This is a genomic window from Blastococcus sp. KM273128, assembly GCF_021698975.1.
Classification (GTDB): Bacteria; Actinomycetota; Actinomycetes; order Mycobacteriales; family Geodermatophilaceae; genus Blastococcus.
In genome coordinates this window covers 1-17,635 of record NZ_SSXA01000028.1, presented here as the reverse complement: position 1 = coordinate 17,635, position 17,635 = coordinate 1, and the positions used below count along the sequence as shown (strand labels likewise).

Genomic DNA, 17,635 nt, shown 5'->3' with positions numbered 1-17,635 from the left:
GGGGACCATCCTCCCGCGGTACCTGCGGACCCATGGTGTTCATCTGGAGCAGCGGCTGGGGCCCCCGCCGGCGCAGGCCCCGCGGCGGTGGCTACCGCGGGCACTACGCGGGGCACTACGGGCGGGGGTACGGCCCCGGCTACGGGTACGGGTACGGGCCGCCGCGCGGCTACCGGCGCGGCCGGCGCGACGACTCCTGCCTGCGTGACCTACTGTTCCTCAACACCGGCTGCTGCCTGGCCAACGCGATTGGCTGCGGGATGGACCTGCTCCTGGTCGCGCCCCGCTCGCTGCCGGCGATCCGGGCGGGGCAGCGGGGCAGCGGTGCCGCGGCGCGGCTGGTCGCGGCCGTCCGGTACTACCAGCGCGAGATCAGCCCGCGGCGCCGGCCGTGCTGCCGGTTCACGCCGACGTGCTCGGCCTACGCCGTCGAGGCGCTGGAGACCCACGGCGCGCTGCGCGGCTCCTGGCTGACCCTCCGCCGGTTGCTGCGCTGCCGCCCCGGCGCGGCCGGTGGCGGCGACCCGGTCCCGGTCTGACCCGGAGCACCGCGCCGTCGCCTACGGTCACCCGGTGACGACGACCGGCGCGCGCACCTGGCGCGACCCGGGGTGGCGGGCCGGGGCGCTGGCGTGGGCCGCCGGGCAGCTCGACGCCGCCGGCCTGGTGCCCGCCGGCGAACCGGAGCAGCCGCACGTGCGCGCCTGGTCCACCGCCTTCCGGATCCCGGTGCGCGGCGAGGGGGCGGTCTGGCTGAAGTCGGTCGGGCCCGGCTCGGCGCAGGAGCCCGTCCTCACCGAGGCGCTCGGCAACCGGGTGCCGGAGCAGGTGCTGGTGCCGCTGGCGGTCGACCGCGGGCGCCGGCTGGTCCTGCTGCCGGACGGCGGACCCACGCTGCGCGCGACCGGCGCGGACCTCGCCGCCTGGACGGCGATGCTCGTCGCCCACGCCCGCCTGCAGGCCGAGGTGGCCGGCCTCGCCGGAGAGCTGGTGGACCTCGGCGTGCCCGACCACCGCCCGGAGCGGCTGCCGGCGCTCGTGGCCGACCTCCTGGCCGACGACGACGCGCAGCAGGCCGGCCGCCCGGACGCCCTGGCCCCGGAGGTGCGCGCCCGCGTGCTCGCCGGGGCGGACCGCTACGCGGCGGCCTGCCGGGAGCTCGCCGACGGCGGCGTCCCGGCGACCGTGCAGCACGACGACCTGCACGACGGCAACGTCTTCGCGGCCGAGGGGCGCTACCGCTTCTTCGACTGGGGCGACGCGTCGGTCTCGCACCCCTTCCTGGTGCTGCTGGTCGCGCTGCGGTTCGCCGGCCGGGTGCTGGGGGTGCCGCCGGGCGACGCCGCGCTGCTCCGGCTGCGCGACGCCTACCTCGACCAGTGGCTCGACCACGGCACCGCCGCGGAGCTGCGCGGGCTCTGCGACCTGGCGCTCCACGTCGCGCCCCTGCAGCGGGCCCTCACCTGGCGCCGGATCCTGCGCGGCGTGCACGAGGGCGAGCGCGCGGAGTGGGTGGGCGCGGTGCCCGGGTGGACGGCCGAGCACCTGGCGCCGGGTCCGCTGGCGCCCGGCGGCTGAGGGGCGTCGGCCAGACTGTCCGGGTGCCCGGGACCGACGACGCCTCCGGTGACCTGCTGGTCACCGGTTCCCTCGTCGTCCCCGCGGCCGCGCAGTCCTGGCGGTTCTCGCGCAGCTCGGGGCCGGGCGGGCAGGGCGTCAACACCGCCGACTCCCGCGTCGAGCTCTCGGTGCGGCCGCTGGACCTCCCGGGGCTGAGCGACCCGCAGCGGGCGCGGCTCGCCGCGCGGCTGGCCGGCCGCCTCGTCGACGGCGTCCTCACCGTCGCCGCGAGCGAGCACCGCCAGCAGCTGCGCAACCGCCAGGCCGCCCGCGAGCGGCTCGCCGCGGTGCTGCGGGCCGCGCTGGCGCCACCGGCGCCCGCCCGGCGCCGTACCAAGCCGACGCGCGGCTCCCAGGAGCGCCGCATCCAGGCCAAGAAGCAGCGCGGTCAGCTCAAGAAGCAGCGCCGCGACTGGGACTGACCCGCGGGGCGTTCCCGCGGGAACGCCTCCCCGCCGGTCCGGGTCACCGGTGCTCACGTCTCCTCCGACCGGCGCCGCCCCGCCAACTCATCACGCCGGCGGCGGAGGAAGGCCCGCTCCCGCTCGTTCCCGCAGCGCCCGATCGCCGCGTCGTACGCCGCGGCCGCCTCCCGGTCCCGCCCCGCGCGGCGCAGCAGGTCGGCGCGCACGGCCGGCAGCAGGTGCTCGTGGGGCAGCTCCAGGCGGTCCACCAGCGCCAGCCCCGCGGCCGGCCCCTCGACCTCGGCGACGGCGACGGCGCGGTTGAGCGCGACGACGGGGCTCGGCGCGACCGCCAGCAGGTGGTCGTAGAGCGCGACGACCTGCCGCCAGTCGGTCGCGGCCGCGGTCGGCGCGTCGCCGTGGACCGCGGCGATCGCGGCCTGCAGCTGGTACGGGCCCGGCCGGCCGCGCCGCAGGCACCGCCGCACCAGCTCCTGGCCCTCGGCGATGAGCGCCCGGTCCCACCGCGACCGGTCCTGGTCGGCCAGGGGCACGAACTCGCCGTCGGCGGAGGTCCGCGCCGGCCGGCGCGCCTCGGTGAGCAGCATCAGCGCCAGCAGGCCGGTGACCTCCGGCTCGTCGGGCATGAGCTCGGCGAGGAGGCGGCCGAGCCGGATCGCCTCGGCGCACAGGTCCGCCCGCACCAGCCGGTCCCCGGAGGTGGCGGTGTGCCCCTCGGTGAAGACCAGGTGGACGACGGCGAGCACGGCCGGCAGCCGGTCGGGCAGCTCCGCCTCGCGCGGCACCCGGTAGGGGATCCGCGCCGCACGGATCTTGGCCTTCGCCCGCACGAGCCGCTGGGCCATCGTCGTCTCGGGCACGAGGAACGCCGCCGCGATCTCGGCGGTGGTGAGGCCGCCGAGCAGCCGCAGGGTGAGCGCCACCCGGGCGGGCGCGGCCAGCGCGGGGTGGCAGCAGGTGAAGATCAGCCGGAGCCGGTCGTCGTGCACGGGTCCCTCCTCCGCGGGTTCCGGGCGGCCGCCGAGCAGCGCGGCCTGCACGTGCCGGTCGGTGCGCACGGACTCGCGCCGCCAGCGGTCGACCGCCCGGTTGCGGGCGGTGGCGACGATCCAGCCGGCCGGGCTCGGGGGGACGCCGTCGGCCGGCCAGCGGGCCAGGGCGGTGAGGAAGGCGTCCTGGACCGCCTCCTCGGCGGCGTCGACGTCCCCGAGCAGGCGGACCAGGACGGCGACCGCCCGGCCGTGGTGCTCGCGGAAGACCCGCTCGACCTCGGCGACGGCGTCGGTCACGACTGTCAGAAGGTCTGGGCCACGGGCCGCACCTCGACCGGGAGACCCCCGAGGACGCGGGCCAGCTTGCCGGCCCAGACCAGGGCCTGGTCCAGGTCCTCGGCCTCGATCACGTCGAACCCGCCGACGAACTCCTTGGCCTCGGCGTAGGGGCCGTCGGTGACGAGCACGCCGTCCCCGTCGGCGCGGACGACGGTCGACGCCTCCGGCTGGTGCAGCGCGGCGGCGAAGACCCACGCCCCGGCGGCCTGCATCTCCTCGTTGAGCGCGGCGAGCTGCGCCATCACCGGCTCGAGGTCCTCCGGCGGGGGGACCTCGCCGACCGGCTGGACGATGCTGAGCAGGTACTGGGCCATGGGTGCCTCCTGGGTCGGGCGCCGGCTCCGTGCCGGTCGCTCACCCCCTGTACGAACGGGGTCCCGCCGGATCGACACCCGAGCGGAACTCTCCCAGCGCGGCCGCCGGCGGCGCCAGCACCTCACGGCGGCGCACTGCCCGCGTCAGCCGGCCAGCACCTCGGCCATCACCCGCTGCGCCCGCCGTCCCTCCGGCACGGGCAGCAGCGCGTGCACGTGCACCAGGCCCTCCTCCTCGTGGTGGTCGACCGGTACTCCCGCCGCGCGCGCCCGTTCGACCAGCAGCCGGGTGTCCGGGCTGGTGATGTCGCGGGTGCCGCTGAACACGGTCAGCGGGCCCGAGCCGGCCAGGTCCCCGAACAGCGGGCTCACCAGCGGATCGGTCAGCGGCAGCTCGCCCCGCCAGAGCTCGATCGCCGCCCGCGTGCCAGGCCGGGCCAGCCAGGGGTCCCGCGGCTCGACGAGGTCGATCTCCGGGTTGGCCAGGGTCAGGTCCACCGCGGGCGAGATGAGCACCGTGCGGTGCAGCGGGGGCGCGCCGCGGTCGCGGAGGAACAGCGCGGCGGACAGCGCGATCTGGCCGCCCGCCGAGTCGCCCATCGCGGTGACCCGCCCCGCGCCGTACCGGTCGGCCAGCGCGGTGAGCAGGTCGGCCACCGGCGGCACCACCGTCGCCGCCGTCCCCCGCGGTGCCAGCGGGTAGACCGGCACGGTGATCGCGGCGCCGCTGCGGGCGGCGAGCCGGGCCACCAGCCGCCAGTGCAGCGGGTGGATCTGGTTCACCCACGCGCCGCCGTGCACGTAGACGGCGGCGCGCTCCGGCGTCCGGTCACGGGGGAGCACCCGGTACACCGGCCAGCCGGTCGGGTGGTGGTCGTCGACCTCGACCTCCACCGGGCCGAGCCGGCCGGGCGGCCCGTACGGCACCGGGCGCAGCAGCCGCTCCCGCACGCCCTCCAGCATGCGGTCCGGGTGCTCGAACTCCCGCCGGCGGCGAAGCAGGCGGAGCAGCGGGGGCAGCAGGCGGGCAGCGGGGCTGGGCGGCACGGGTCCTCCGGATCGGGTCGGGCGGTGACGCGGTCAGCTCAGCGAGAGCGGCTCGCGGACGAGCACCCACAGCGGCAGCTCGTCGTCGCTGGTGCGGGTGGTCTCGGTGACCTGGAAGCCGAACCCCCGGAAGAACCGCACGTTGGCCCAGCCGAACACCGCTGCGGCGGCGGGCGTCTTCTCGGCGTCGCAGCGCACCAGCACCGGCGCGAGCACGGCGGCGGCCAGCCCCCGGCGGCGGGACGACGGGCGGACGCCCAGGTGCCGCAGCCGCCAGTGCGGCCGGTCGGGCAGCGCCGCGGTGACCAGCGCCTCGGTCTCGGCGACCACCCGGGCGCGGTCGGCCGACAGGTAGGGGAGCTCGCGGGCCAGGGCCGCCCGCACGTCGTCCGGCAGGGGGTGGGTGCCCGGCGCGCCCGGCGGAGGCTCCCAGACGGCGACGGCGTCGCGCTCCTCGGTCACCCACGCGGTTCCCGTGGCCACCCCGCGGTGCGCCGCGTCCAGCTCGTGGAGCCGGGTGAGCCGCTGCATGCGGCCGTCGTCCGGCAGCGCCCACCGGGTCCAGCGGGAGTCGGCCAGCGCGACGGTGAGCGTGGCGGCGATGGCCGGCACGTCCCGCTGCTCGGCGAGGCGGACGTCGGGCCCGGGCTCGTCGGGGTCGTCGATCCGCCGGACGACCGGCCGTCGAGGAGTCACCCCCAGATCCCACCACGGCCGCGCGCGCCATCGACGGCGGCCGCGGGCAGCGCCACGATCACGGTATGTCCCAGCACCCGCGCAGCCGCACCATCCGCGAGGTCATGACCTCCCACCTGCACCACCGCCGCACCGGCGACCTCGAGGCCGACCTCGCCGAGAACTACCACCCCGAGGTCGTGGTCCTCTCCGCCCGCGAGGTGTTCCGGGGCCACGACGGCGTGCGCTCCTCGGCGCACCGGCTGTGGCGGGCCGCCGCCGAGGGCACCTACTCCTACGGCTACGTCCTGGCCGACGACCGGATGGCGATGCTCGAGTGGAGCGGTCGCAACGAGCAGTTCGACATCCGCTGCGGGGTCGACTCCTACCTGGTGGAGGACGGGTGGATCACCGCCCAGACGATCCACTACCGGGTGGAGGACGCCGGCCTGTCGGTCGCCGGTGCGCTCATCGTCCCGGCCGACCAGGTGGGCGTGCACGCCGTGGACGACCCCGCCCGGTTGCCGGGTCTGGCCGACGGCACCTGACCGGCGTCCTCCACCGCACACCGGCCCGGCGGCCGCGGTGAGGGGAACGGAACGCAGGCTTGACGCCGGGGTCGACGCGGGGAAACGACGGCGACCCAGGCTCGACCCGTGCCCGCTCCCGCCTCGCGCCCCGCCGCCGCCCCGGGGGCGCGCGCGTCGCGGACGACGAGCACGCACTGCCCCTACTGCTCGCTGCAGTGCGGGATGGCCGTCACCGCCGGGGACCGCCCCGCGACGCTGGTGCCGCTGGACTTCCCGACCAACCGCGGCGGGCTGTGCTCCAAGGGCTGGTCGTCGGCCGAACTGCTCGACCACCCCGAGCGGCTCACCCGGCCGCTGGTGCGCGCCGTCGCCGGGGACCGGTCCAGCCCGCTGGTGGAGAGCACCTGGGACGAGGCGCTGGACCGGCTGGTCGCGGCGATCGAGCGCACCCGGGCGACCCACGGCCGGGACGCCGTCGGCTGCTTCGGCGGCGGCTCCCTCACCAACGAGCAGGCCTACCAGTTCGGCAAGTTCGCCCGGGTCGCCCTGCGGACCAGCGCGATCGACTACAACGGCCGGTTCTGCATGTCCTCCGCTGCCGGGGCGGCCACCCGCGCGTTCGGCCTGGACCGGGGGCTGCCCTTCCCGCTGAGCGACATCGCCGACGCCGACGTCGTCGTGCTGGTGGGCAGCAACCCCGCCGACACCATGCCCCCGGCGATGCAGTGGTTCGACGCCGGCCGCGAGCGCGGCGCGCAGCACGTCGTCGTCGACCCGCGCCGCACCGCCACAGCCCGCAACGCCGACCTGCACCTGCAGCCGCTGCCCGGCACCGACCTGGCGCTGGCCAACGGGCTGCTGCACATCGCGGTGGCCGAGGGGCTGGTCGACGAGCGGTACGTCGCCGAGCGCACCACCGGCTTCGACCAGGTGCGGGCCGGCGTCGCCGCGTACTGGCCCGACCGGGTCGAGCGGCTCACCGGCGTGCCCGTCGCCGACCAGCGGCGCACCGTCTTCGCCCTCGCCCGGGCGGGGAACGCGATGATCCTGACTGCCCGCGGCGCCGAGCAGCACCGCAGCGGCACCGACACCGCGCAGGCGTGGATCAACCTGGCGCTGGCCCTCGGGCTGCCGGGCCGGCGGGGGAGCGGCTGGGGCACGATCACCGGCCAGGGCAACGGGCAGGGCGGTCGCGAGCACGGGCAGAAGGCCGACCAGCTGCCCGGCTACCGGTCGCTCGCCGACCCCGCCGCCCGCGCGCACGTCGCCGCCGTCTGGGGCGTCGACCCCGACGACCTGCCGCTGCCCGGCCGGTCGGCCTACGAGCTCCTCGACGCGCTCGGCACCGACGGCGGGGTGCGCACGCTGCTGGTGCTCGCCTCCAACGTCGCGGTCTCCGCGCCCGACGCCCGGCGGGTCGTCAGCCGGCTGCGCGACCTGGACTTCCTCGCGGTCAGCGACTTCTTCCTCTCCGAGACCGCCGAGCTCGCCGACGTCGTCCTGCCCAGCGCCATGTGGGCCGAGGAGGCCGGCACGACGACCAACCTCGAGGGGCGGGTGATCCGCCGGCGGCGGGCCCTCGACCCGCCCGACGGCGTGCCCGACGACCTCCAGCTGCTGGCGACGCTGGCCGGCCGGCTGGGCGCGCACGGCTTCAGCGGCGACCCGGAGACCGTCTTCGAGGAGCTGCGCCGCGCCAGCGCCGGGGGGAAGGCCGACTACGCGGGCATCAGCTACCGGCGCATCGACGAGGAGCGCGGTGTCTTCTGGCCCTGCCCCGCGCCCGGGCACCCCGGTACCCCGCGGCTGTTCACCGAGCGGTTTGCCACGCCCGACGGCCGGGCCCGGTTCGTGCGGGTCGAGCACGTCGAGCCGCACGAGCGCCCCGACGCCGAGTACCCGCTGGTGCTCACCACCGGCCGGGTGCTCGCCCAGTACCAGTCGGGCACCCAGACCCGCCGCACCCGCAGCCTCAACCTGGTGGCGCCCGGCCCGCGGGCCGAGCTGCACCCCGACCTCGCTGCCCGGCTCGGCGTCGCGCAGGACGACGTCGTCGAGCTGGCCACCCGGCGCGGCCGCGCCCGGTTCCACGCGCAGGTCACCGACGCCATCCGGCCCGACGTCGTCTTCGTGCCCTTCCACTGGGCCGGGGCCAACGCGCTCACCGACGCCGACGCCCTCGACCCGACGTCGCGGATGCCGCCGTTCAAGGCCTGCGCCGTCGCCGTCACCCGCGTGACCGGCCCGGCGGAGCGCGTCGCGCCACCGCCGGCCGCGACCCAGCCCGAGCCCGTTCCGCACCGGCCCGCCACCGAACCCGTCCCGCGCCCGCCGTCCCGCTCGCTGACCAGGAGAACCCCCGTGAAGAGCACCCCGCGCTTCCTGCAAGGCGTCTTCCCCATCACCGGGGAGGGCCTGGCCAAGCCCGGCCCGATCGACCCTGCGCTGCGCTACACCGTCCCGGCCGGGTGCAGCGCCCAGGCCCTGTACTTCCGCGGCGGCAACGCGACCGCCGAGCTGGTCTACGTGCTCCTCGTCCGCGACGGCGAGCCGGTGCGCTGGTTCCCGATCGGGGCCAAGGCCGACACCCACGTGCCGCTGCGCGTGGTCGAGGACGTGGTGGGCGGCTCGGTGGTGGAGCTGCACGCGGCCGCGCCCGAGGGCGTCACCGGCGAGATCGTCGTCGACCTGGGTCTGGTGGAGGTCTGAGATGACGGCGATCCTCGGGGCCCGCCTCGCCGGCGCCACCGCCCTGCACCTGGACGACGACCTCGACCCCCGCGCGCGGCTGGTCGTGGTGGGCAACGGCATGGCCGGCGCCCGCTTCGTGGAGGAGGTGCTCGAGCGCGGGGGCGGCGACCAGTTCCGCATCACCGTCTTCGGCGACGAGCCGCACGGCAACTACAACCGGATCATGCTCAGCCCGGTGCTGGCCGGGGAGCAGCACGAGGACGACATCGTGCTCAACTCCCACGACTGGTACGCCGACAACGGGATCGACCTGCGGGCCGGCGTCCGGGTGGAGCGCGTCGACACCGCCGCCAAGCAGGTGCACGCCGCCGACGGCAGCGTCACCGGCTACGACCACCTGGTGCTCGCCACCGGCAGCTACTCGTGGATCCCGCCCATGGCCGGGGTCCGGCGCGACGACGGCTCGCTGCTGCCCGGGGTGCACGGCTTCCGCACCATCGACGAGACGCGGGCGATGCTCGCGGCCACCGGCCGCTGCCGGCGCGCCGTGGTCATGGGCGGCGGGCTGCTCGGCCTGGAGGCGGCGCGGGCGCTGCAGGGCCACGGGCTGCACGTCGAGCTGGTGCACGCGATGCCGTGGCTGATGAACGCCCAGCTGGACGCCGAGGCCGGGGCCATCCTCAAGAGGAGCGTCGAGTCCCTCGGCATCACCGTGCACCTCGACGTCCTGGCCACCGAGGTGCTTGGCGCCGATTCCGTCGAGGGCGTCGTGCTCAAGGACGGCCGGCGGCTGGACTGCGACCTGCTCGTCGTCGCCGCCGGGGTGCGCCCGCACACCGACCTCGCCGTCCGCTCCGGGCTCGAGGTCGAGCGGGCGGTCGTCGTCGACGACCAGCTGCGCACCGACGACCCCGACGTCTACGCCATCGGCGAGTGCGCCCAGCACCGCGGCGAGGTCTACGGCCTGGTCGCTCCCGCCTGGGAGCACGCGAAGGTCCTGGCGGACGTGCTGACCGGCACCGACCCGGACGCCGCGTACCACGGCAGCCGGACGGCGACGAAGCTCAAGGTGGCCGGCGTCGACGTCGCGGTGATGGGGGCGAGCACCCCCGAGCGGGACGACGACGAGTTCCTGGTCATCTCCGAGCCCCGGCGCGGCGTGCACCTGTCGGTGGTGATCCGCGACGACAAGCTGGTCGGGGCCACCCTGCTCGGCGACACCCGCAAGGTCGCCTTCCTCACCCAGGCGTTCGACCGGGGCGCGCCGCTGCCCGAGGAACGGATCCGGCTGCTGGTCGACCTCTCCGACGGCGTGGCGGAGGTGGGCGTCGCGGAGATGCCCGCCGACAGCCAGGTCTGCAACTGCAACGGGGTGAGCAAGGGCGACATCTGCGGCGCGGTCGCCGCCGGCTGCGGCAGCGTCGGGGCGGTCATGGACCGCACCCGCGCGGGCAAGGGCTGCGGCTCGTGCAAGTCGCTGGTGAAGCAGGTCGTCGAGTGGGCCGCCGACGGCGAGGTGGCCGAGGACCCCGCTGCCTCGTACTACGTCCCCGGCATCCCGATGGCCAAGCCGGAGCTCATGGCCGCCATCCGCGAGCGGGACCTGCGCAGCGTCTCCGCCGTCTTCGCCGCCCTCGCCCCGGGCGGGAAGGACGACGCGAAGTCGAAGATGGGGCTCACGTCGCTGCTCAAGATGATGTGGGGCCACGACCACGTCCCCGAGAAGGACGCCGAGTTCATCAACGACCGCGTCCACGCCAACATCCAGCGCGACGGCACCTTCTCCGTCGTCCCGCAGATGAAGGGCGGGGTGACGACGCCGGCGCAGCTGCGGCGGATCGCCGACGTCGCCGAGAAGTACGAGGTGCCGATGGTCAAGGTGACCGGCGGCCAGCGGATCGACCTGCTCGGCGTCCGCAAGGAGGACCTGCCGGCGATGTGGTCCGACCTCGGCATGCCCAGCGGCTACGCGTACGGCAAGAGCATGCGCACGGTGAAGACCTGCGTCGGCTCCGACTTCTGCAGGTTCGGCCTGGACGACTCCACCCAGCTCGGCATCGACCTGGAGACCCGGTTCCAGGGCATCGAGAGCCCGGCCAAGATCAAGATGGCCGTCGTCGGCTGCCCGCGGAACTGCGCGGAGGCCTACGTGAAGGACGTCGGCGTGGTGGCCGTCGGCGGCGGGAGGTGGGAGGTCTACGTCGGCGGCGCCGCGGGGGCCACCGTCCGCAAGGGCGACCTGCTGGCCACGGTGGAGGGCCGGGACGCCGTGCTCACCCTGGCCGGCCGGTTCCTGCAGCACTACCGCGAGAACGCCAACTGGCTGGAGCGCACCTACGACTTCGTGCCGCGCGTCGGGCTGGACACGATCCGGCAGGCGCTGGACGACGACGCCGCCCACCTCGACGCCGGCATCCAGCGCTCCATCGACGCCTACCGCGACCCGTGGGGGCAGGACGGGCCCGAACCGGCGACAGCGGGCCAGTTCCGGCCCGCCCTCCCGCTGGTCGCGCTGCCGCAGGTGCCGGTCCGATGAGCCTCACCGACGTCGCGGCGCCGGCCGGGGTGGTCGTGGGCCGGGTGGAGGACGTGCCGCCCGGGGAGGGGCGGGCGTTCGTCGCGGACGGGGTGCAGATCGCGGTGTTCCGGCTGCGCGACGGCTCGCTGCACGCCACCCAGGCGGCCTGCCCGCACGCCGGGGGCCCGCTGGCCGACGGGCAGACCGACGTCGACGTGCTGGTCTGCCCGCTGCACCAGTACGCCTACCGCTGGGGCGACGGCGCCTCGACCAGCGGCGCCGCGCCGATCCGCGTCTACCCGGTGCGCGAGGAGGACGGCGCCCTCGTCGTCACCCTCTGAGCGGCGTTTTGTGCACAAAACGCCGGACGGGGCTCAGGGGTGCATCCGGGCGCCCTTGACCACCTTGTCGACGGCGTTCTTCGGGCCGTGCAGGGCGATGCCGACGAGGTCGTGGTCCGCGGCGGCCACCGCGCGCACGGCGGCCCGGTTCTCGGCGTCGCCACCCGTGGCGAACAGGTCCGCGGTGAACACCGACGTCGGCAGCCCGCGCTGCACCGCACGCTCCCGGGCCGTGGCCAGCACACCGGACGAGCCGGTCATGACGAGCACCGGCTGGCGGATCATGGCCAGGTACCGGGTGCCGTCGGCGTCCTCGTACGGGCGGCCGATCAGCTCGGGGATCGCCGCCGCCACCGCGCCGGCCAGGAAGGCGGTGACGTTGAGCTCCTGCCAGGGCAGCAGCCCCTCGCGCAGGAGGACGACGATCTTCGTCGGCCACGGCGGGCCCGACTCGCCGGGGACGGCGACGGTGCCGGGCGTGCTCTCGGGGGCGGTCTGCGCTGTGGTCATGGCGTCCAGCGTCACGCCGCCACCGCCCCGGGGTCTTGTACGTTCCTGACGTGACCGGCCCGGCCGAGGTGGTGGCCTGGCGCCCGCGGGTGCCCGGGCTGACCGAGGTGCTGCACGCCCGGTTCACCGACCACGCCTACCCGTCGCACACCCACGACGCCTGGACGCTGCTGCTGGTCGACGACGGCGCGGTCCGCTACGACCTCGACCGGCAGGCGCACGGCGCCTCGCGGGCCGTCGTGACGCTCCTGCCGCCGGGCGTGCCGCACGACGGGCGGTCCGAGCTGCCGACCGGGTTCCGCAAGCGGGTGCTCTACCTGGAGCCGGAGGCGCTGGGGGCCCAGCGCGTCGGGCGGGCCGTGGACCGGCCGGAGTTCGCCGACGACGTGCTGCGCGACCGGGTCTCGCGGCTGCACGCGGCGCTCACCCCGCGCTCCGAGGACCTCGAGGCGCAGAGCCGGCTGGCGTTCGTTCTCGAGCGGCTCGGGCAGCAGCTGGACAGGGCGGTCGCGCCGCCCGGCGCCGTCCACGACTCCAGGGTCGCCGACGCGCTGCGGGAGCTGCTGGACGCGCGGCTGGTCGAGGGCGTGGATCTGGGGGTGGCCGCCGCCCGCTCCGGGGTCACCGCGACGCACCTGGTCCGGGCGTTCACCCGGCGGCACGGCCTGCCGCCGCACCGCTACCTGACCGGGCGGCGGATCGACCTCGCCCGCCGGCTGCTGCTCGACGGGGTGCCGGCTGCGGAGGTGGCGACGGCGGCCGGCTTCTACGACCAGGCGCACCTGACCCGGCACTTCCGCAGGATGCTGGCGACGACGCCGGCCGCCTACGCTCGGTCGGCCTGAGCCCGAGCCCGAGCGCAGCGCGGCGGCCGGCGCTTTGTGCACAAAACGCCGCTCAGGGGCTCAGGCGGGGCGGGCGCGGACGTGCATCCGCTCGCCCTGCGGCCCGAAGAGGACCAACGCCTCGGCCGGCTCGGGGAACGGGTTGGAGAAGGTGTGGGGCACGCGGGTGTCGAACTCGACCACCTCGCCCTGCCCGAGCACGAACTCGCGCGCGCCGAGCAGCAGCCGGATCCGGCCGGAGAGCACGTAGAGCCACTCGTAGCCCTCGTGCGTCTTCTGGTCGGTCTCGGTCACCCGCCACCGGGCGGGCAGGATCATCTTGAACGACTGCAGGCCGCCGGTCTGCCGGGTCAGCGGCACCATCGTCATGCCGTCGCCCCGCTCGATCGGGCGCCCGTGCACCCGTGGGTCGGCCGGCGCCGGGGTGTCGACCAGGTCGTCGATCGCGACGCCGTAGGCGCGGGCCAGCGGCAGCAGCAGTTCCAAGGTGGGACGTCGCCCGCCGGATTCCAGCCGGGACAGCGTGCTCACCGAGATGCCGGTCGTGCCGGCGACGTCGGAGAGGGTCGAGCCGCGCTCGGTGCGCAGCGCGCGCAGCCGCGGCCCCACGGTGGCCAGGACGTCGTCGTCGGTCATGCCGACCAGTTTGCCACTCCGGCAAGCATGGTTGCCAGCGTGGTCTCCCCGGGTCGACAGTGGTCGCCATGGACGAGCGGTACGACGTGGTGGTCATCGGAGGCGGCGCGGCGGGCCTGAGCGGAGCGCTCACCCTGGCCCGCGCCCGACGCAGCGTGCTGGTGGTGGACGCGGGCGAACCCCGCAACGCCCCGGCCGGGCACGTGCACAACTACCTCGGCCGGGAGGGCGCGCCCCCCGCCGAGCTGTACGCCATCGGCCGGGGCGAGGTGGAGGGCTACGGCGGCACCGTGGTCCCCGGCCGGGTCGTGGGCGTGCGCCGTGCGGACGGCGGGTTCGCGGTCGCCCTGGAGGGTGGCGGCTCGGTGCACGCCCGCCGGCTGCTGCTGGCCACCGGCCTCACCGACGAGCTGCCCGCGATCCCCGGCGTGGACGAGCGCTGGGGCGGCACGGTGCTGCACTGCCCCTACTGCCACGGCTGGGAGGTCCGGGACCGGGCGGTCGGCATCGTGAGCACCGGCCCGATGGGGGTGCACGCCGCGGGGCTCTGGCGGCAGTGGACCGACGACGTCGTCCTCTTCGTGCACACCGGCGCCGAGCCGACCGAGGAGGAGCGCGAGCAGCTCGAGGCACGGGGGGTGCGCATCGTCCACGGCGAGGTCGCCGGGCTCGAGGGCGCCGCCACGGTGCGGATGGCCTCCGGCGAGCTGGTCGGGCGGGACGCCGTCGTCGTCGCCCCCCGGATGGTCGCCAACGCCGAGCTGCTGGCCGACCTCGGGGCCGTGCCGGTGCCGGTGGAGATGCAGGGCGCGGTGCTGGGCACGCACCTGCCCGCCGACCCGACCGGGCGCACCGACGTGCCCGGCGTCTGGGTCGCCGGCAACACCGGCGACGTGAGCGCCCAGGTGCTCGTGGCCGCGGCGCAGGGCCTCCGTGCCGGGGCGATGATCAACGCCGACCTGGTCCAGGAGGACGCCCGGGACGCGGTCGCCCGGCTGCGCGAGGTGGCGGCGTGAGCGCCACCGACCGCGAGACCTACGACGAGCTCTACCGGTCGGCACCGGCGGTGTGGAGCGGCCGGCCCAACCGGCAGCTGGTGGAGGAGGCGGCCGGGCTGCCGGCCGGCACCGCGCTGGACGCCGGGGCCGGCGAGGGCGGGGACGCCCTGTGGCTCGCGGAGCGGGGCTGGCGGGTCACCGCGGTGGACTTCTCGCCGGTGGCCCTGGAGCGGGCCGCCGCGGCGGCGCGGGCCCGGGGGCTGGCGGATCGGGTCGAGTGGGTGCACGCCGACCTGGAGCAGTGGGCCCCGCCGGCCGGCAGCTTCGACCTGGTGACGGCGCACTACCTGCACGCGAGCTGGTCGGACCGCGACGAGGTGTTCCGCCGGCTGGCGGCGGCGGTGGCGCCGGGCGGGTCGCTGCTGGTCGTCGGGCACCTGCTCGGTGGCCACGGGCAGCACCACGCGCACGACCCCGGCGTGCTCTACACCGCCGAGGACGTCGCGGCGGCGCTCGACCCGGACGAGTGGTCCGACGTCGTCACCGAGGTCCGCGAGCGGGACCCGGGCGCGGCGGAGCGGACCGGCAACCCGGTGCCCGACACCGTGCTCCGCGCGCGGCGGGCGTCGAGGGCCCGGTAGGAGCCGGGGAGGAGCCCGCCGAGGGCCCGGCGGCGGTGCGCCTCCTCGGCCAGCTGGCGCGCGGCGACGACGGCTGCGCTGTCCGGCCGTGCGTGCCGGCTGACGGGCATGGCGGGCTCCCTCCGGGTCCTCTGCCGGGGAAGACGTGCCGGGGAGGGCGGACGGCACCACCGCCTGGATCACGAAGCGGTAACGATCCGGCGGGTCAGCTGCGCGGGAGGCCCAGGTCGGCCAGCGCGGCGGTCACCGCGTCCTCGCGGAGCACCTCCAGCACGAGCAGCCGGTGCACGAGCACCCCGCGGCGGGTCAGCCGCAGGTCGGCCATCCGGAGGCGGGGCAGCGCCGCACCACCGGGTCGCGGCTGGGCCGGCGGCGGGTCGAGCAGCCCGGTGCGCTGCAGCTCGGCGACGTCCTCCCGTGCGGCCCACGCCGTCCAGCCCCGCGGGTCGTCGTCGAGCGGGGTCATCGGCAGCGGCACCCGGTCGCGGCGGCCGACCGCGGCCAGCAGGGCGAGCTGCCGCCAGCCGAGCGCACCGGCCAGCCGCAGCGCCCGGCCAACGACCCCGGGGTCGAGGTCGGGGGAGACGGCGACCTCGGCGAGCAGGTAGCCCAGGTGCCGCACCCGGCGCTCGTCGGTCGAGGCGCGGGCGGCCAGCAGCACCGCCTCGGTCAGCTCGTCGGCGACCGGCCGGTTGCCCGGCCGGTCGGCGAGGAAGTCGTCGCCGCGCACCGCCCGCCCGGCGCGGTGCAGCGTCACCGCGTGCTCGACGGCGAAGGCGAGCGCGGCGCCGGCCCGCACCCGCTCGCGGCCGGTGGGCAGGCCGGCGGCGTCGGCGGCGGCCCGGCGGAGCACCGCGGCGAATCCGTCGTGCACCTGCACCCGCGCGGCGGCGGGCTCGAAGACCACGGTCGCCGCGGCGGCGCTCATCGACCCCGCCACCGGGGCCCCGGCCTCGACGAGCGTGCGCCCGGTGGTGGTCTCCTCGGCTGCGGTCACCCGGCGATCTTCGTCGTTCAGCGGGTCCGGCTGCACCCCGGGACGGTGCCGCCTCACCCGCGGGGGCCACGGCAGGCCCGGTCCGGGGCCGCCGGCCGCTCACACGCCGGCGCGCTGCATCAGCGTGCCGCGGCGCAGGTAGACCGCCCAGGTCACCGCCACGCAGAGGACGTAGAAGCCGCAGAAGGCCAGCAGCGCCGTCTCCACCCCGCCGGTCGCGCCGTAGGACTCCGACACCACCCGGGGGATGAAGACCGCGCCCAGGGCGCCCACCGCCGAGATGATGCCGACCGCCGCCGCGGTGTCCCGCCGGGCGCGGTAGAGCACCTCCGCGGGGCTGTCGCCGGGGTGCGCGGCGGCCGCCTCGGCCCGGTAGATGATCGGGATCATCCGGTAGGTGGAGCCGTTGGTCATGCCCACGACCGCGAACAGCACCAGGAAGCTGGCCAGGAACCCGGCGAAGCTGCCGGCCCGCAGGAACGCGATCGCCGTGCCGATCGCCACCGCCTGGCCGACGAAGGTGACCACGGTGACCTTCGCGCCGCCCACCCGGTCGGCCAGCCAGCCGCCGAACGGCCGGGACAGCGAGCCGACCAGCGGGCCGAGGAAGGCGTAGCGGTAGGTGTCGGCGGCGAACTCGTTGGCCAGCACCAGCGGGAAGGCGCCGGAGAACCCGATGAAGGAGCCGAACGCGCCGATGTACAGGAACGCCATCACCCACGTCTGCCGGCGGCGGGCGATCGCGGCCTGGCCGGCGATGTCGGCCCGGGCGCCGGAGAGGTTGTCCATCCCGTACCAGGCGCCCACCACCGCCAGCACGATGAACGGCACCCAGATGAGGGCCACGTTCTGGACGTAGCGGGCGCCGCCGTCCGCCGTCGTCCCCGTGGTGCCGCCGACGACGGCGATCGCGCCGGCGGTGACCGCCAGCGGGCCGACCAGCTGGATGATCGCGACACCGATGTTGCCACCGGCCGCGTTCAGCCCGAGCGCGAAGCCCTTCTCCTTGTCGGGGTAGAAGAACGAGATGTTCGCCATCGAGGAGGCGAAGTTGCCACCGCCGAAGCCGCAGGTGACCGCCGTCAGCACCCAGAACCAGTAGGGCTGCGCGGTGGTCGCGGCCACCGTGAGCAGGGTGACCGGGACCAGCAGCAGGGCGGCGCTGACCACGGTCCAGTTGCGGCCGCCCACGAGCGCGGGCATGAACGTGTAGGGCACCCGCATGACCGCGCCGACCAGCCCGGCCGTGGCGACCAGCCAGAAGAGCTGGTCGCTGGTGAAGCCGTAGCCGATCGAGGCGAGCACCGCGGTCGCGACGCTGAACATCTGCCACACGCTGAAGCCGATGTTCTCGGCCAGCACCGACCAGGCGAGGTTCCGCCGCGCCACCGGGCGGCCCTGCGGCGAGGCCCAGAAGCGGGGGTCCTCGGGGTCGTAGCGGTCGATCCAGCGGGAGCCGCGCCGGGCCGGGGGCGCCGCGGTGGCGGGGGCCGGCGCGGCTCCCGCTGGATCGACC

The 17,635-nt window shown here is 76.4% G+C and carries 18 protein-coding genes; 10 read left to right on the top strand and 8 right to left on the bottom strand.

Going from position 1 to position 17,635, the window contains the following annotated elements; all coding sequences use genetic code 11:
* Positions 1–32: 32 nt before the first annotated feature.
* Genes yidD through arfB form a run of 3 tightly spaced genes read left to right on the top strand, consistent with a single transcriptional unit; the run spans position 33 to position 2,042 of the window.
* Entirely contained in the window at positions 33–539 is a 507-nt protein-coding gene (gene yidD / locus E9529_RS22965; protein ID WP_236831091.1) for a membrane protein insertion efficiency factor YidD, read from the top strand.
* 34 nt (positions 540–573) lie between these two features.
* Positions 574–1,578, top strand: coding sequence for a phosphotransferase (locus tag E9529_RS22705; RefSeq protein WP_236831090.1), 1,005 nt, complete (start codon positions 574–576; stop codon positions 1,576–1,578).
* 23 nt (positions 1,579–1,601) lie between these two features.
* Entirely contained in the window at positions 1,602–2,042 is a 441-nt protein-coding gene (gene arfB / locus E9529_RS10445; protein WP_236831089.1) for an alternative ribosome rescue aminoacyl-tRNA hydrolase ArfB, read from the top strand.
* Between the two features lie 53 nt (positions 2,043–2,095).
* On the opposite strand, the gene E9529_RS10440 is transcribed toward arfB, so the two are convergent.
* From E9529_RS10440 to E9529_RS10425, 4 genes are all read right to left on the bottom strand, one after another.
* Positions 2,096–3,334 carry an RNA polymerase sigma factor gene (locus E9529_RS10440; RefSeq protein WP_236831088.1) on the bottom strand — a complete coding sequence of 413 codons (1,239 nt, stop codon included), beginning with the start codon at positions 3,332–3,334 and terminating at the stop codon, positions 2,096–2,098.
* A gap of 5 nt (positions 3,335–3,339) precedes the next feature.
* The gene (locus E9529_RS10435) at positions 3,340–3,690 is read right to left on the bottom strand and encodes a YciI family protein (RefSeq protein WP_236831087.1); all 351 of its coding nucleotides are present in this window, start codon (positions 3,688–3,690) and stop codon (positions 3,340–3,342) included.
* 144 nt (positions 3,691–3,834) lie between these two features.
* Positions 3,835–4,737, bottom strand: coding sequence for an alpha/beta hydrolase fold domain-containing protein (locus E9529_RS10430; RefSeq protein ID WP_236831086.1), 903 nt, complete (start codon positions 4,735–4,737; stop codon positions 3,835–3,837).
* A 33-nt stretch (positions 4,738–4,770) separates the two neighbouring features.
* A complete protein-coding gene (locus E9529_RS10425; RefSeq protein ID WP_236831085.1) occupies positions 4,771–5,433 on the bottom strand; it encodes a GNAT family N-acetyltransferase in 663 nt (220 codons plus the stop codon).
* A gap of 65 nt (positions 5,434–5,498) precedes the next feature.
* On the opposite strand from E9529_RS10425, the gene E9529_RS10420 reads away from it, so the two are divergent.
* From E9529_RS10420 to E9529_RS10405, 4 genes are all read left to right on the top strand, one after another.
* Positions 5,499–5,960 carry a nuclear transport factor 2 family protein gene (locus tag E9529_RS10420; protein WP_236831084.1) on the top strand — a complete coding sequence of 154 codons (462 nt, stop codon included), beginning with the start codon at positions 5,499–5,501 and terminating at the stop codon, positions 5,958–5,960.
* A gap of 108 nt (positions 5,961–6,068) precedes the next feature.
* Complete coding sequence (locus E9529_RS10415) at positions 6,069–8,651, top strand: molybdopterin oxidoreductase family protein (RefSeq protein WP_236831083.1); 2,583 nt, start codon at positions 6,069–6,071, stop codon at positions 8,649–8,651.
* Position 8,652: 1 nt separating this feature from the next.
* Positions 8,653–11,169 (top strand): nitrite reductase large subunit NirB, encoded by a 2,517-nt coding sequence (gene nirB / locus E9529_RS10410; protein WP_236831082.1) that lies wholly within the window; start codon positions 8,653–8,655, stop codon positions 11,167–11,169.
* Positions 11,166–11,492, top strand: coding sequence for a Rieske (2Fe-2S) protein (locus E9529_RS10405; RefSeq protein ID WP_236831081.1), 327 nt, complete (start codon positions 11,166–11,168; stop codon positions 11,490–11,492). The genes nirB and E9529_RS10405 overlap by 4 nt, the downstream gene beginning before the upstream one ends.
* Positions 11,493–11,525: 33 nt before the next feature.
* On the opposite strand, the gene E9529_RS10400 is transcribed toward E9529_RS10405, so the two are convergent.
* Complete coding sequence (locus E9529_RS10400; protein WP_236831080.1) at positions 11,526–12,002, bottom strand: DUF2000 domain-containing protein; 477 nt, start codon at positions 12,000–12,002, stop codon at positions 11,526–11,528.
* Positions 12,003–12,052: 50 nt separating this feature from the next.
* Here E9529_RS10400 and E9529_RS10395 point away from each other — a divergent pair, with 50 nt between their 5' ends.
* Complete coding sequence (locus E9529_RS10395) at positions 12,053–12,847, top strand: AraC family transcriptional regulator (RefSeq protein ID WP_236831079.1); 795 nt, start codon at positions 12,053–12,055, stop codon at positions 12,845–12,847.
* A 60-nt stretch (positions 12,848–12,907) separates the two neighbouring features.
* Here the strand turns inward: E9529_RS10395 and E9529_RS10390 are convergent, their stop codons facing one another.
* Entirely contained in the window at positions 12,908–13,483 is a 576-nt protein-coding gene (locus E9529_RS10390) for a helix-turn-helix domain-containing protein (RefSeq protein ID WP_236831078.1), read from the bottom strand.
* A gap of 68 nt (positions 13,484–13,551) precedes the next feature.
* Between E9529_RS10390 and E9529_RS10385 the strand changes: the two genes are divergently transcribed.
* Together E9529_RS10385 and E9529_RS10380 are read left to right on the top strand one after the other, a co-directional pair.
* Positions 13,552–14,499, top strand: a complete 948-nt coding sequence (locus E9529_RS10385; protein ID WP_236831077.1) for an NAD(P)/FAD-dependent oxidoreductase — start codon at positions 13,552–13,554, stop codon at positions 14,497–14,499.
* A complete protein-coding gene (locus tag E9529_RS10380; protein ID WP_236831076.1) occupies positions 14,496–15,122 on the top strand; it encodes a bifunctional 2-polyprenyl-6-hydroxyphenol methylase/3-demethylubiquinol 3-O-methyltransferase UbiG in 627 nt (208 codons plus the stop codon). The genes E9529_RS10385 and E9529_RS10380 overlap by 4 nt, the downstream gene beginning before the upstream one ends.
* 205 nt (positions 15,123–15,327) lie before the next feature.
* Here E9529_RS10380 and E9529_RS10375 read toward each other — a convergent pair whose 3' ends face one another.
* Both E9529_RS10375 and E9529_RS10370 read right to left on the bottom strand, forming a co-directional pair.
* Complete coding sequence (locus E9529_RS10375; protein WP_236831075.1) at positions 15,328–16,119, bottom strand: hypothetical protein; 792 nt, start codon at positions 16,117–16,119, stop codon at positions 15,328–15,330.
* Between the two features lie 99 nt (positions 16,120–16,218).
* Positions 16,219–17,635 (bottom strand): MFS transporter (locus E9529_RS10370; RefSeq protein ID WP_255708768.1); only part of this gene is annotated, 1,417 nt, incomplete at its 5' end.